The sequence below is a fragment of the Neolewinella aurantiaca genome (genome assembly GCF_008014675.1).
Classification (GTDB): domain Bacteria; phylum Bacteroidota; class Bacteroidia; order Chitinophagales; family Saprospiraceae; genus Neolewinella; species Neolewinella aurantiaca.
Map to the genome: position 1 here is coordinate 48,124 of NZ_VOXD01000019.1, position 13,676 is coordinate 61,799.

Genomic DNA, 13,676 nt, shown 5'->3' on the forward strand with positions numbered 1-13,676 from the left:
CAGGAAAGTAGTTCCCGCTCTCCGTATTATCTTCGCGCTCCAATATGATTTTCCAGATCCGCGACAACGAACGAAAAATTTTCGAAGTCATCAGTAAGGCCGCTGCCGAACTGGGCTTCCCTACCTACGTAGTGGGCGGTTACGTACGTGACCGCTTGCTCGCCCGGCCGAGTAAAGACCTCGACATCGTCTGTGTTGGCAGTGGTATCGAGTTGGCCAAGCGGGTAGGCAACAGCCTTCACCCCCGCAGCCGCGTAACGGTGTACAAGCGTTTCGGAACCGCGGCGTTGAAGCACCGCGATCTGGAAATTGAATTTGTCGGTGCCCGCAAAGAGTCTTACCGCTCCGACAGCCGCAAACCTACCGTAGAGTCCGGTTCGCTGGCCGACGACCAAAACCGCCGCGATTTCACGATCAACGCCCTGGCCATCAGCCTTAACGAACAGGATTACGGCACCATCATCGACCCCTTCAACGGCCTGGAAGACCTGGAAGCAAAGCGACTCATCACTCCGCTTGACCCCGCCAAGACTTTCACCGATGATCCGTTGCGGATGATGCGCGGCGTCCGCTTCGCCAGTCAGCTTGGGTTCCAGCTCGACCCCGGCACAAAAACAGCAATGCGCGAGCATTGCGACCGCCTCAAGATCATCAGCTGGGAACGTATCGCTACCGAGATGCACAAAATCATGCTCTCGCCCCGCCCCAGCGTAGGGCTTAAACTGATGGACGATACCGGCCTGCTCGATTACGTTCTACCTGAACTCGCCGCCCTTCGCGGCGTAGAGTCGCGCAACGGCCGTAAACACAAAGACAACTTCCTCCACACCATTCAGGTCGTGGATCAACTCGCAGAGCGAAGCCCCGAAATCTGGCTCCGCTGGGCGGCTTTACTCCACGACATCGGCAAGGCAAAAACAAAGCGCTGGGAAGCTTCGGCCGGCTGGACGTTTCATGCTCACGATGCTGTTGGGGCCAATATGGTTCCCCGCATTTTCCGCCGCCTCCGGTTACCCAACGACAAACTGAAGTACGTCCAGAAACTCGTCTCCCTTCACCAGCGGCCCATCAGCCTGACGCAGGAAGAGATTTCGGACTCCGCCATTCGTCGCATCCTTTTTGAAGCCGGCGAAGACATCGATGACCTGATGACGCTCTGCGCCAGCGACATCACGAGCAAGAACCCACATAAGGTCAAACGCTATCAGGAGAATTACGTCCTGCTCCGCAACCGTATGACCGAAATCGAGGAAAAAGACCAGCTCAAAAACTGGCAACCTCCAATTACGGGTGAGATGATCATGGAGACCTTCAACATCCCACCCAGTCGGCAGGTAGGCCTGATCAAAGATGCCGTCCGCGAAGCCATCCTCGACGGAGAAATTCCAAACGAACTGGAAGCCGCCCGGGAGAAAATGATGGCGGTAGCGAAGGAATTGGGCGTTTAGTTGGTAGTGGGTAGAATGTAGTAGGTAGTGCTCCGCGCGGCTCTAGTGGGTAGTGGGTAGAATGTAGTAGGTAGTGCTCCGCGCGGCTCTAGTGGGTAGTGGGTAGAATGTAGTAGGTAGTGCTCCGCGCGGCTCTAGTGGCTCTAGTGGGTAGTGGGTAGGATGTAGTAGGTAGTGCTCCGCGCGTTACAGGCAAAATAAGAACCTCACAGCAAGCTCCACAATTTATTGATAATCAATAAATTAATTTCAAATAGCCGCATACAAACGCATATATTCGTTTATATACGCGTAAAAGACGACTAATAAATGTTTGCCGGCTGATGTTTGGGGCAACCAATACTATTGCCATGTCCGGTTTCAGAACCCTTGCCGCTTACCAGAAGAGCTATCTGCTTGCAACTTCTATCAGAAGAATGACCGTGGATTTCCCAAAAGAGGAACGTTATAGCATGACAGATCAAATACGGCGGTCTTCCCGTTCCGTTTCTGCGAATCTGGCGGAGAGCTACGGTCGCAGAAGGTACCCAAAGCATTTCGTGGCGAAGCTGGCAGACGCCGTTTCTGAGAACTACGAAACCCAATGCTGGCTCGATTTCGCCCTGGAAGCAGAATACATAAAAGAAGAAACCTACGATAGATACATCGCTGCGTCCGAAGAAGTAGGAAAACTCCTAAGCTTTATGGAGAACCATCCCGGAAAGTATCTGCGGTGAAAACGAAGCCAACCTGCCCTGTCTGAGCCGTGCGGTAGCAGTTCAATACCTCCAACGTGCGGCAGCACTACAAACTACCCACTACATTCTACCCACTTACCTAGTCTTCGGCCGACGACGCTTGCCGCCGCGTCCCATCATCTGGTGTCCTTGAGAGCCCATCCGCTGAGCGGCTTTCATCTGTCCGGTTTGTTTCAGGGCTTTGTCCATCATATCGATCTGCTCACGAATCTGAGGGATTTTGATGTTAGCATCCTGAGCTTTTTTGAGGTACTTCTTGGCGGCTACGAAGTTCTTCTTCTGGTACTCGATCTGGGCGAGTTGGAAGTGCAGGGTAGCCTTTTCGGTTGGCGTCGGGATGTCGACCTCTTCCGCTTTGCGGAGCCATTCTTCGCCGGCTTTGATTTCTTTACGGCTCAGCGCGATGTTGCCGCGCATCATGTAGTAAAAGGCGCGGTTTGCGCTGTAAAGCCATTCCGGCTTCAGGGTAAGATTGAGGAGTTTCTCTGCACCATCGAAGTCCTGAACCTGGACCTTCTGGGCAGCGGGAGCGACAGTCCCCAAAAAGATGTAGCCCGCCAGAAGTGCCAAGCCGGCGATGACGAAGAAAATACCGTACCAGATGCCAAGCGTTGCCCAAAGGGCGATACCGCCCAGGATACCTGCAGCGATGAGGGCAAATCGGATGTACGGAGGGATGATGAACATAATAGACTTTGATTTAGGAAGACAAAGATAAGGGCTGACCGGAGCATTTAAGAAACATCACCCCGGCAGCGGAGCAGGAACGTGCTATTCCAGATCTGCCTGATACTTTTTCTCGGCACGTTTAGCCACAAAGACCGAGATCTCGTACAAGAAGTAAAGCGGCACCGCAATGAGGACCTGCGTGACTACATCCGGAGGTGTAAGAACACTTGCCAGCACCAGAATCCCGATAAAGCTGTGCTTCCGGTACTGGCGCATACTCTCGGCGGTAACGAGGCCAAAGCGGGCCAGGAAGTGAATCAGAACAGGTAATTCGAAAATGAGTGCAGCCGGCAGCGTAAACATTACCATGAAGCTGATGAGCGAGCCCATCGTTGGTTGGTTCACCGCACCACCAACCTCGAAGCCCATCAGGAAGTTGGTTCCGAAAGGAGCAATCACGAAGTAGCCGAAGGCGATCCCGATGAAGAACAACAAGGAACAAATAAAGATCACGCCGCGGGTAGCTTGCTGCTCTTCTTTGTACAGGCCTGGCCTTACGAAAGACCAAATCTGGTAAAAGACGTACGGGAAAGCAATCACAAAGCCACCAACAAACGACATTTTAACGGCCGTGATGAACTGCTCTCCAAACTGAGTTGCCTGAATTTTCACGTTCGGCCCCGTCATACACAATGCATCTCCGGTTCCCAGCTCACCGGAAAGCCAGCAGAAGAACTCGTAGCTGGGGAAATCGTCGTAATTGGTACCAAACAGGATATGACGAAAATACCATTCCTTGAAAATGAACAGTACCACACCCGCAAGAGCAACTGCGATAAGCGCCTTAAGAACGTGCCAGCGCAATTCCTCGAGGTGATCGATGAAAGACATTTCCTTGTCTTCCTCGGGGGGGCGGGGCTGTCCGTGCTCGTCCAGTTCCCAATCATCTACATTAATTTGGTCTAGTGCCATTGCGCGAAGGTAATTCGTTAATTGCTTAGTTCATTAACGCGCCGGCCGGATAGTCGTTGGCCTGGCCGAACATTTTAGTTTTCCGGGCGCGGCCGCAGGTGCAAACACCGTTAAGAGGCAACCGCTCCGCAGGAACTTAACCCCGGTTGGTAACCGAAGCCAAAAAACAAACCATGTACCTGCGTATGCGCCCAAAAAGATCAGGGAAGTAAAAAACTAACGAACTACCTTTGTGCCATGCTAAAAATCGGACTCCTCGGCACCGGCCACCTCGGTAAAATCCACCTCAAGTGTATTCGTCTCGCTAAAGCACGTTACGACCTCATCGGCTTTTACGACGCCGACCCCGATACGGCGCGCCACGTCGCTGAAGAATTTCACCTAAAAGCATACGACAGCCCCGAAGCCCTCATTGCGGCCAGTGAAGTTGTGGATGTAGTTACCCCTACCCCAACCCACCACGCGATGGTTAAGCTTGCTCTGGAAGGAGGCTGTCACGTTTTTGTCGAAAAACCGCTCACCCGCACCCTCGAAGAAGCCAAAGAACTCATCGAACTGAGCCGGAAGACGGGCAAAATCGTTCAGGTTGGTCACGTGGAGCGCTTCAACCCCGCGTTGCTCGCCCTCGGCGACCTGAAGGTAAAACCTTACTTCATCGAGGCGCACCGGTTGGCAATGTTCAACCCGCGCGGCGTGGACGTGAGCGTGGTGCTTGACCTAATGATCCACGACCTCGACATCATTTTGAAGCTTGCCGACGATGAAGTAACCGACGTTCGTGCCAGCGGCGTTGCTGTAGTGTCAGATACTCCCGACATCGTGAACGCCCGCATCGAATTTAAAGGCGGAGCAGTAGCTAACCTTACGGCTTCCCGCATCAGCCTGAAGAACATGCGCAAGGTCCGCCTCTTCCAGCCCGACGCTTACATCAGTCTCGACCTGCTGGAGAAAAAATCGGAGATTGTCCGCTTGTTTGAGATGGACGCCCAACTTCCCGAAGACGGTCAGCAGTTCCCGCTCGAGACACCAAAGGGGCCACGCATCATTCATGTTGACCAACCAGACAGTGGCCCGGTAAACGCCATCCAATTAGAGCTGGAAAGTCTTGCAGACAGCATAACGCAAGGAAAACCTGCTGCCGTAAGCATCGAAGACGGTTATCGTGCGTTAGACTTGGCACACCGTATTACCGAAGCAGTAGAGGCTAACCAGCAACGGTTGCCCGACGCAGAGGTATAACTACTTATGCTAATGCACTGAGCAAAACCACTTTTACCAACCGAAGCTTTACGAGGAAGGATAAAAGAATTTTTGGACAGTGCTACCTACCGAATATGATGACTATAGAAAAGATGAAACTGAAGTCTGATCGCCCCGCAGGATCATTCCTTACGCGCGTATTGAACACTTTAGGCCTTTTGTTGCCCCTGTTGGTATTTACCGGTTGCCCCGCCGATACCGATCTCGTACCCGCTTACGTAATGATGGAAGGGTTTGAGCTGCAAACACCCGGACAGGGAACCCCTACTTCAGACATTCCGGAGGTGTGGGTATTTGCCGACGCCGAATTCATCGGTGTGTTCGGTTTGCCGGCCCGTATCCCCGTTCCGCGGGCGGGGTCCTCGCAGATCCGCCTCGAGCCCGGGGTGCGGCAGAATGGTTCCAGCGCTACGCCTGAACCTTACGATTTCTACACCCCCGTAAACCTCACCCTCGAACTGACTCCGGGAGAAACCATTAACATAGGAACACAACCAATTACGTACAAGCCTGAAGTCCGTTTCTCTATTTTCGAAACCTTCGAACCCGGCGATGTGCGGGCCTTCAGCGAAGTGATAAACGGAATGGGAACTCTGGCTCCGACCCAGGAAATTGTCAGAACGGGTGATTACAGCGGGAAAATTCACCTGACGGCCGACAGCCCCGTTTTCGAAGTCGCCTCGGAGCAAAGCTTCCCCGACCTGACAGCAACAAGGCGCTACGTCTGGCTGGAGATGGACTTCCTGAGCGCGGCCGATGGCCGCATCGGCGTCAGCGGAAGTAATGGGCTGAACAGTTCCAGTTTGTTTGACCCCAGCTTCCGACCACAGGAACAATGGACAAAGATCTACTTCGACATTACGAACATCATCGTTGACCTCAACCTGGATCCGATTCAGATTAACCTTGCGGCTATCCTTCCACAAGATCTGGAAGAAGGCGACGTCTACCTCGACAACATTAAACTGATCCACTTTTAGGTTTGGCTTCAACTCCTGGCACATCCACCAAAGGCATCCGGCCCGATACGGCACTTCGCCGCCGGCGCGACCGGCGTGTGTACATCGTAGCAGACTTCGTTGCCGCGTGGCTGGCGTGGACCATCTTCTTCCTCATCCGCAGCGGTAAAGAAGGTCAGATTGTAACCATCGAGAGCCTGACGGGCGACGTCAACTACCTCTGGGGCAGCCTGCTCATCCCCCTCGGCTGGGTACTTGGCTACACCCTCTTCGATCAGTACCGCGACATCTACCGGCTGAGCCGGCTGAGGATCTTAGCTCAGACCTTACTGATTACCGCCGTTGGGGTAATCCTTTTGTTTTTCACCGTAATGCTGGACGACAAAGCACCGGACTACCACGATTACTATCAGAATGTACTCACACTCCTCGGTCTGCATTTTTCGTTGACGGCACTGGTTCGGATGATTCTGCTCACCCGCGCCAGCCGAAGATTAAAAAACGGAGAGATCACCTTCAACACGCTCATCATTGGAGGCAGTGAGGCTGCGCTCAATCTCTACAAAGACATCCAGTCTCAGCAAAAAGCACTGGGTTACCGGTTCGTCGGTTTCGTGGACTCCCGGCGCAAGGCGACGCCCCTGCTGGCAGAAGAGCTACCTCTGCTGGGCAGCCTACTCAAGCTCTCTTCGGTCATCGAAGAGCACAACATCGAGGAAGTGATTATTGCAATAGAAACCAGTCAGCATAATCGCCTGCGTGAGGTAATGACCGTCCTGTTCGATTATGAAGACCGTTTGCTGGTGAAGATCATCCCCGACATGTACGACATTATGTTAGGCTCGGTGAAAATGGACCACGTGTTCGGGGCGGTTCTCATCGAGATCCATCAAAAGATGATGCCGCGTTGGCAGCGCTTCGTAAAACGACTGATGGACCTCGGTGTTTCGGCGGTGATGCTGATCCTGCTGTCCCCTTTATTGCTGTACATAGCCATTCGGGTTCGCCTTTCGAGCAAAGGACCTATTTTTTACCAGCAGGAGCGCATCGGACTGAATGGGCAGCCCTTCAACATCATCAAATTCCGGAGTATGTACACCGACGCCGAAGCCGCCGGGCCTCAACTCAGCAGCGACACGGACGACCGCTGTACGCCCTGGGGAGGCCTTATGCGAAAATGGAGGCTCGATGAATTGCCACAGTTCTGGAACGTGCTGCGCGGCGATATGTCTTTGGTAGGTCCGCGCCCGGAACGACAGTACTATATCGACCTGATCAGCGCCCGTGCCCCCCACTACCGCCACCTGCTGAAAGTACGCCCCGGCATCACCAGTTGGGGCCAGGTGAAGTACGGTTACGCCAGCAACGTAGACGAAATGATCCAACGGCTGAAATTCGACATCCTGTACATCGAGAACCGTTCTTTGGGGCTGGATTTCAAAATCCTGTTCTACACGGTAGTGGTCCTGATACAGGGAAAAGGGAAATAGCGGGACTCCCTCCCCAACTCGACAGGCGAACTTTTTTGCGCCCAACCAGACTCAAGGGTTTTGAGCTCGTCCTGCTCCCTCCCCAACTCGACAGGCGAACTTTTTGCATCCAACCAACCTCAGGGGGGTGAGCGCGTCCTGCTATCTCCCCAACTCGACAGGCGAACTTTTTGCGCCCAACCAGACTTAGGGGTTTGAGCTCGTCCTGCTCCCTCCCCAACTCGACAGGCGAACTTTTTTGCGCCCAACCAGACTCAGGGGGTTGAGCGCGTCCTGCTCCCTCCTCAACTCGACAGGCGAACTTTTTTGCGCCCAACCAGACTCAGGGGGTTTGAGCTCGTCCTGCTCCCTCCTCAACTCGACAGGCCAACTTTTTTGCGCCCAACCAGACTAAGGGGGTTTGAGCTCGTCCTGCTCCCTCCCCAACTCGACAGGCGAACTTTTTTGCGCCCGATTTGGAGGCTTTGATCCAGAGGTTTGAAGTTCCCATAAAAGATGATGATTCTCATAAGACTTTGAGGCAAAAAAGAATTCGACTGGCGAGTTGGGAGGGGACTGGCAGATTTGGGGTTAATGGGGTTAGAGCTGGCTTGTCGGTACGTCAGGCGACTGACAACCTTACTTTGCACCTGCGGCCGCGCCCGAAAAAACCTCCTTACCTTGCCACAAGTAATTAAAGCAAAACATGATGAACTGGGGAATAGACCTGGGCGGAACAAAGATAGAAGGCGTAATTCTCGACCCTTCCGGCAACGTGATTGATCGCCGCCGCATTGCCACTGAACGAGAGCACGGTTACGAGCACATAGTTAGCCGCATTGCTTTGCTGGTAGAGCAGATGAAAGAAGCCACCGGTCTTGAGCCGGAAAAAATCGGCATCGGCACCCCCGGAACCATTGACCCGCCCACGGGGCTGATGAAAAACTCTAACACAACGGTGCTCAATGGCCAGCCGTTGGGCAAAGACCTCGAGGCAGCCATTGGGGTTCCCCTTACACTTGCCAACGACGCCAACTGCTTCGCTGTTGCGGAAACGCTCATGGGGTGCGTACCAAAAGAGATGCCTGACGCAAAGGTCGTCTTCGGCGTCATTCTTGGCACAGGAACCGGAGGAGGCCTGGTTATCAACGGAGAAATAATCGGCGGTGCTCAAGGCATCGGCGGAGAATGGGGGCATATGTTTCTCGACAATTCGGGGGGCTACTGCTACTGCGGACGTGTGGGTTGCGCTGAGCGCATCCTCTCCGGACCGTCGGTCGAGAAGTACTACGCCGCTATGTCTGGCCGTAGCCTGACCATGAAGGAGATCGTGCCGCGATACCGTGCCGGCGGCAACCCCGCGGCAACCGCGGCAATGGAGCGCTGGTTTCATTACTTCGCTAAGGGGATAAGCACCATCATCAATGTGATCGATCCGGACGTAGTCGTGCTCGGAGGAGGACTCAGCAACATCGAAGAGTTGTACACCAAAGCTGTCCCGCAGGTGGTAAACCATCTGTTCAACCCAAGGATGGATACGGTCTTCCTGAAGCCTGAACTGGGGGATTCAGCAGGAGTATTCGGAGCGGCACTGCTTTAAGGCAGAAAGCAGAAAAATGGTGAGGTCCGGAATTCCAAACGGAAACCAATTAGAGCTTGTTCGGGTTTTGCCTTCTGGCTCATCGTTCAGCATTGAATTTGGCGCAAGCAAGCCGAAGTGTCAAACCCGAACAAGCTCTTAGTTTTCTGTACGCTGGTACTTCCTACTTCTCCATGTCAGAGTAAAGCTGCCCGGCGTTGTATGCTTTCAGGACATGCCGTACCGTACCGGTAAGATTTTTGGGCAACTCTTTGAGCGGCCACCATTCTACGTTTTCGAACTTCTCCAGTTCCTTGCTCTCGGGAGAGCCCTTATAATGATAAGCACGGAAGTAGAGTACGATCCGGTGTTCTTTGCTGGAGCGCTTGTGCAGAACGTGCACCAGTTCGAGATCATTCTTTTCAAGTCGGATTCCGGCCTCTTCCCAGCTTTCCCTGATCAGGGTGCGGGCGGCATACTCTTTGCGTTCGATGGTGCCTCCTACCAACGTGTAGTTGCCACCATTGGGCTTGGTTTGCTTGAGAAGAAGTAACCGGCCGTGATTCTGCAGAATGAGGCGGGCTTTGAGAGAGACGGCGAATTTGGCCATTTATACTAAGGATAGTTCTGTAAGGAAAAAATGGAAGCCGGTTGAAAATGGTTACTTTTGCGGCACCAAACGTACTCAATGTATGTTCGAATGTTCATAACACTGAAGTCCCGATAAGCTCTAAACCCTTGATTAAGGCTGCTTGTTTGGATTTGTAAATTTACACGAACCAACATTATTTCAGCGACGTTCGTACTTTGGGTCACGATTAATATTCGTTTAGTACTGATTTTAACAGTGATAACTCGAACCACTAAAGATTTTCTATGCGGCACGACAGCATTCTATCCACCATCGGTCATACTCCACTGATCAGCCTTGATCGTATCTGCGGAGACCGGATACCGGCAAAAGTTTACGGAAAAGTAGAGTCTTTCAACCCAGGACAGTCCGCCAAAGACCGTGCCGCTCTGTACATGATCGAACAGGCCGAAAAGAAAGGGCTCATCAAACCGGGCGCAACCCTCATTGAAGCAACCAGTGGAAATACCGGTTTCAGTATTGCCATGATTGCAGCGGTAAAGGGCTACAAATGTATCCTTACTCTATCGGACAAGGCCGGGCCGGAAAAACGCGCCCTGATGACCGCACTAGGTGCAAAAATTGTACTGTGCCCCAAAGACGCAGCCCCTGAGCACCCCGACTCCTACTACTCCCGTGCAGAAGAGCTCGCCGCTACCATCCCCAATAGTTTCTACCTCCGGCAGAACTGGAACCTGGACAATAGTGGCGCCCACTACGCCAGTACTGGCCCGGAAATTCTGGAAGACACCGATGGCAAAGTGACGCACTACGTTTGCTGTGCAGGAACAGGCGGAACGCTTTCCGGCACCGCCCGCTACCTGAAAGAAAAGAAGCCCGACGTGACCATCGTAGGCGTAGACGCCTACGGCTCCGTCCTCAAAAAGTACTGGCAAACCGGAATCTTCGATACCAACGAAATTTTCAGCTGGAAAGTAGAAGGCCTCGGAAAAACAATCATTCCCGACAATGTTGCCTTCGATCTTATCGATGAATTCATCAAGGTGGGCGACCGCGCCGCAGCCCTGAGGGTGCGTGAACTCGCTACCCGCGAAGGGATGCTGCTTGGCTACAGCAGCGGAGCAGCTCTGGAGGCAGTCTTTGCCATCAGAAAGCAACTAACCAAAGACGATGTCGTCGTTGTATTGTTCCCTGATCACGGAAGCCGCTACCTTGGTAAGGTCTTCAACGACGACTGGATGAAAGAGCAGGGTTACCTGACCCCTACCGGCGAGCCGGCAACCTACAGCGTAAAACACCTGCAGCGTATGTACCGGGTGTATAAACGCATGTATGGGAGAAAAATCAAGCAGCGTCTCAAACTGACCTCAGAGTAAGAGCGTTTCTAACGCGAAGACGAAACAATTGCGCCCACTGAGCCGGCAAAACCGAGCCTTATGAAGACGAGTACCGAAAAGTTTAAATCCAATGGGGAGGCCCCACCGATGTTTGAGAACAAGTTTCTCAACCGTCTCACCCAAACCCATATTGCTACACCCATCATCATCTTTCTGGTCTATGCCGCAGGATTGTTATGGTACACCGTAGCTAAAACCGACGTCCCGCCCTCAGCTGTCGTTGGGTTATTCTTCCTGGGTACGCTCGGCTTTACTTTTGCCGAGTACGTAGTACACCGCTGGGTTTACCATCCTCCTCATGGCGCATCCGACAGCTATAAGGAGATGACCTACAATATGCACGGATTTCACCATGATTACCCCAAAGACAAGAAGCGGTTGGCTATGCCCCCCATTCTTGCGGTGATTATTTCCACTTTGCTCCTTTTCCTCTTCGAGCTCGTGCTGCAACAATACGCTTTTGCCTACCTCGCTGGTTTCGTGGTTGGCTACGCCATGTACCTGGTTGTTCACTATACTGTGCACATGTACCCTCCACCCAAAAACTTCCTCAAAGCTCTTTGGGTAAACCACGCCTTGCACCACTACAGTGAGGACGACATCCTCTTCGGTGTTTCCCAGCCTTTGTGGGACTATGTTTTCCGGACCATGCCCAAAAGTGACAAAGACAAAAAACGGGGAGTGGAGATCGTCCGGTAACCCCAAAACCAACAATGGCTCAATACATAGAAGACGTACACGACGTGGCGAGGCTCATTCCGCCCGGGCGGGTCACTAATTACGGAGCCATCGCCGATTTCCTTACCCTTGGTAGTGCTCGCATGGCTGGCTGGGCGATGAATAAAGCCCACGGAGATGAAACCATCCCTGCCCACCGGGTAGTAAACCGGAAAGGAGAACTGAGTGGCCGCAACCACTTTGCCACACCAACGTTGATGCAGGAGCGGCTGGAAGCCGAAGGCGTTGAAGTTGTAGACAACAAAATTGTAAACTTTGACGAACTATTCTGGTCACCCACTGAACTCCTGAAATGATTCGATTACTACTGGAAACCGCTACCGACGTTTGCTCGGTTGCGGTGGCTAAAGATGACCTGATCCTTGCGGAGTATACTGCAGCAGAGGTTCACCAGCACTCCAGCCACCTCACTCTTTTCATCCAGCAAGTGATGGAAGAAGCCCAACTCAGCATGGCGGACCTCGACGAGGTGGTACTGTCTGACGGGCCAGGAAGCTACACCAGCCTAAGGGTCGGAGCCGCTACGGCAAAGGGACTTTGCGTGGCTTTACCGGAGTTGAAATTACGGGTAGTTCCCACCCTGCAGGCGCTGGCTTTTGCCTGCGCTCATAACGGGCCGGTTCTGGCCACGATCAAGTCCCGGAAAGGGGAAGTATTTGGTCAGCTTTTCGGGGCTCGGCAGCAGGTGCAGGGCTCGGTAAATGGCACAGCCTCTGACGCTACAAACCAGTCTCACCTGCTTCTGGAACCACAAAATATCCGCATGACGGAGGACGGCTGGCTGGAGGCCATCACCGCCGCCGGCGACGCCCGCGTTACCGTGGTCGGCTCCGGAGCGGAACGGCTCCGGGATGCTACCGAAGGTAGCAATGTGTTCAACTTTGCTTCGCCCAGTCAGTGTGCCGCCCAACTTTTGCTTGCACCTGCGTTATCGCCCGATACCTCCCGGCTCGAAGACATGGCCTCTTACGAACCTTTCTACCTCAATCCTCCCTTCGTAACCAAGTCGAAGAAAAAATTACTGGGCTGATGGAAGGCAACCGCTACGCCCTGGAACTGGCATACAACGGTACGAATTACGCTGGCTGGCAACGCCAGCCCAACGCCATGAGCGTGGAGCAAACCGTAGACTCGGCACTGAGCCTGATCCTCAACGAAAAAATAAAAATCGTAGGCTGTGGCCGTACCGATGCTGGTGTACATGCATCTCATTACGTTGCTCATTTTGATTTCACCGGTGAATTCCCGCCTTTTTTCCTGCGCCGCCTGAACCGCTTTCTGGCCGAAGATGTATCGGTTCAAGCCCTGTGGCGCGTGCAGCCACACTTTCACGCCCGGTTTCACGCTACCGGCCGCAGCTACATCTATAAAATCGCCCTGAAGAAAGACGTATTCCGAAGAGATACCGTAGCAAGTCTGCCTCAGCTCCGCGATCGGGTCGATCTGAAAGCGATGCAGGCTGCAGCAGACATGCTTCTTGAATTTGAAGCTTTTGCTCCTTTTTGTAAAACCAACTCCGACGCCTTCACTATGAACTGCGATCTTACCGAGGCAAAGTGGGAATTTGCAGAAGACACCTGGACTTTCCACATTTCGGCCAATCGTTTTCTCCGCGGCATGGTACGGCTGATCGTCGGGATGTGCATCAGAGTAGGCCAGGGTAAACTATCCCTGGACGATTTACGCACTGCGTTGGAGCAACAAACCCGCCTGCCGAAGCCCTGGAGCGCCCCTGCCGAAGGGCTCTTCCTGAACGATATCCGCTACCCAGAACGGGATAGATGGGAGGAGGTGAAATAATAAAGCCGCTATTTTCCGGCACATTAAGTTTACCTTTGTGTGACCTAAAAACTGAA

Annotated in this window: 14 protein-coding genes; 11 read left to right on the forward strand and 3 right to left on the reverse strand. The window is 53.2% G+C overall.

The window, feature by feature from the left end; translation table 11 throughout:
* Window positions 1–44 precede the first annotated feature (44 nt).
* Together FUA23_RS13105 and FUA23_RS13110 are read left to right on the forward strand one after the other, a co-directional pair.
* Window positions 45–1,448 (forward strand): CCA tRNA nucleotidyltransferase, encoded by a 1,404-nt coding sequence (locus FUA23_RS13105; RefSeq protein ID WP_147931200.1) that lies wholly within the window; start codon window positions 45–47, stop codon window positions 1,446–1,448.
* Window positions 1,449–1,798: 350 nt separating this feature from the next.
* The gene (locus tag FUA23_RS13110) at window positions 1,799–2,164 is read left to right on the forward strand and encodes a four helix bundle protein (protein ID WP_147931201.1); all 366 of its coding nucleotides are present in this window, start codon (window positions 1,799–1,801) and stop codon (window positions 2,162–2,164) included.
* 96 nt (window positions 2,165–2,260) lie between these two features.
* Here the strand turns inward: FUA23_RS13110 and FUA23_RS13115 are convergent, their stop codons facing one another.
* Together FUA23_RS13115 and tatC are read right to left on the reverse strand one after the other, a co-directional pair.
* Window positions 2,261–2,872, reverse strand: a complete 612-nt coding sequence (locus FUA23_RS13115; RefSeq protein WP_147931202.1) for a tetratricopeptide repeat protein — start codon at window positions 2,870–2,872, stop codon at window positions 2,261–2,263.
* An 84-nt stretch (window positions 2,873–2,956) separates the two neighbouring features.
* Window positions 2,957–3,826, reverse strand: coding sequence for a twin-arginine translocase subunit TatC (tatC, locus tag FUA23_RS13120; protein WP_147931203.1), 870 nt, complete (start codon window positions 3,824–3,826; stop codon window positions 2,957–2,959).
* Between the two features lie 237 nt (window positions 3,827–4,063).
* Between tatC and FUA23_RS13125 the strand changes: the two genes are divergently transcribed.
* The 4 genes from FUA23_RS13125 to FUA23_RS13140 all read left to right on the forward strand — a co-directional run bounded on the left by FUA23_RS13125 (window position 4,064) and on the right by FUA23_RS13140 (window position 9,114).
* Window positions 4,064–5,065: a Gfo/Idh/MocA family protein gene (locus FUA23_RS13125; protein ID WP_147931204.1), complete on the forward strand. Its 1,002-nt coding sequence runs from the start codon at window positions 4,064–4,066 to the stop codon at window positions 5,063–5,065.
* A gap of 95 nt (window positions 5,066–5,160) precedes the next feature.
* Window positions 5,161–6,066: a hypothetical protein gene (locus FUA23_RS13130; protein WP_147931205.1), complete on the forward strand. Its 906-nt coding sequence runs from the start codon at window positions 5,161–5,163 to the stop codon at window positions 6,064–6,066.
* A 2-nt stretch (window positions 6,067–6,068) separates the two neighbouring features.
* Entirely contained in the window at window positions 6,069–7,535 is a 1,467-nt protein-coding gene (locus tag FUA23_RS13135; protein ID WP_246144197.1) for a sugar transferase, read from the forward strand.
* Between the two features lie 685 nt (window positions 7,536–8,220).
* On the forward strand, window positions 8,221–9,114 hold the full coding sequence (locus tag FUA23_RS13140) for an ROK family protein (protein WP_246144199.1): 894 nt from the start codon (window positions 8,221–8,223) through the stop codon (window positions 9,112–9,114).
* Window positions 9,115–9,277: 163 nt separating this feature from the next.
* Here the strand turns inward: FUA23_RS13140 and FUA23_RS13145 are convergent, their stop codons facing one another.
* The gene (locus FUA23_RS13145; protein WP_147931206.1) at window positions 9,278–9,703 is read right to left on the reverse strand and encodes an NUDIX domain-containing protein; all 426 of its coding nucleotides are present in this window, start codon (window positions 9,701–9,703) and stop codon (window positions 9,278–9,280) included.
* A 266-nt stretch (window positions 9,704–9,969) separates the two neighbouring features.
* On the opposite strand from FUA23_RS13145, the gene FUA23_RS13150 reads away from it, so the two are divergent.
* From FUA23_RS13150 to truA, 5 genes are read left to right on the forward strand one after another with little or no spacing between them, the layout of a single operon-like run.
* A complete protein-coding gene (locus tag FUA23_RS13150) occupies window positions 9,970–11,061 on the forward strand; it encodes a PLP-dependent cysteine synthase family protein (RefSeq protein WP_147931207.1) in 1,092 nt (363 codons plus the stop codon).
* A gap of 60 nt (window positions 11,062–11,121) precedes the next feature.
* Window positions 11,122–11,781 carry a sterol desaturase family protein gene (locus FUA23_RS13155; RefSeq protein WP_147931208.1) on the forward strand — a complete coding sequence of 220 codons (660 nt, stop codon included), beginning with the start codon at window positions 11,122–11,124 and terminating at the stop codon, window positions 11,779–11,781.
* 14 nt (window positions 11,782–11,795) lie between these two features.
* Window positions 11,796–12,116, forward strand: a complete 321-nt coding sequence (locus tag FUA23_RS13160) for an MGMT family protein (RefSeq protein ID WP_147931209.1) — start codon at window positions 11,796–11,798, stop codon at window positions 12,114–12,116.
* Window positions 12,113–12,850, forward strand: a complete 738-nt coding sequence (gene tsaB, locus FUA23_RS13165; RefSeq protein WP_147931210.1) for a tRNA (adenosine(37)-N6)-threonylcarbamoyltransferase complex dimerization subunit type 1 TsaB — start codon at window positions 12,113–12,115, stop codon at window positions 12,848–12,850. The genes FUA23_RS13160 and tsaB overlap by 4 nt, the downstream gene beginning before the upstream one ends.
* Complete coding sequence (gene truA, locus FUA23_RS13170; protein ID WP_147931211.1) at window positions 12,850–13,620, forward strand: tRNA pseudouridine(38-40) synthase TruA; 771 nt, start codon at window positions 12,850–12,852, stop codon at window positions 13,618–13,620. Before tsaB ends, truA begins: the two co-directional genes overlap by 1 nt.
* Window positions 13,621–13,676: the final 56 nt, after the last annotated feature.

Bases quoted from the DNA above. Each gene is read 5' to 3' on its own strand.
- FUA23_RS13105 (WP_147931200.1), top strand. From the start codon at position 45: ATGATTTTCCAGATCCGCGACAACGAACGAAAAATTTTCGAAGTCATC.
- FUA23_RS13110 (WP_147931201.1), top strand. From the start codon at position 1,799: ATGTCCGGTTTCAGAACCCTTGCCGCTTACCAGAAGAGCTATCTGCTT.
- FUA23_RS13115 (WP_147931202.1), bottom strand. From the start codon at position 2,872: ATGTTCATCATCCCTCCGTACATCCGATTTGCCCTCATCGCTGCAGGT.
- tatC (WP_147931203.1), bottom strand. From the start codon at position 3,826: ATGGCACTAGACCAAATTAATGTAGATGATTGGGAACTGGACGAGCAC.
- FUA23_RS13125 (WP_147931204.1), top strand. From the start codon at position 4,064: ATGCTAAAAATCGGACTCCTCGGCACCGGCCACCTCGGTAAAATCCAC.
- FUA23_RS13130 (WP_147931205.1), top strand. From the start codon at position 5,161: ATGATGACTATAGAAAAGATGAAACTGAAGTCTGATCGCCCCGCAGGA.
- FUA23_RS13140 (WP_246144199.1), top strand. From the start codon at position 8,221: ATGATGAACTGGGGAATAGACCTGGGCGGAACAAAGATAGAAGGCGTA.
- FUA23_RS13145 (WP_147931206.1), bottom strand. From the start codon at position 9,703: ATGGCCAAATTCGCCGTCTCTCTCAAAGCCCGCCTCATTCTGCAGAAT.
- FUA23_RS13150 (WP_147931207.1), top strand. From the start codon at position 9,970: ATGCGGCACGACAGCATTCTATCCACCATCGGTCATACTCCACTGATC.
- FUA23_RS13155 (WP_147931208.1), top strand. From the start codon at position 11,122: ATGAAGACGAGTACCGAAAAGTTTAAATCCAATGGGGAGGCCCCACCG.
- FUA23_RS13160 (WP_147931209.1), top strand. From the start codon at position 11,796: ATGGCTCAATACATAGAAGACGTACACGACGTGGCGAGGCTCATTCCG.
- tsaB (WP_147931210.1), top strand. From the start codon at position 12,113: ATGATTCGATTACTACTGGAAACCGCTACCGACGTTTGCTCGGTTGCG.
- truA (WP_147931211.1), top strand. From the start codon at position 12,850: ATGGAAGGCAACCGCTACGCCCTGGAACTGGCATACAACGGTACGAAT.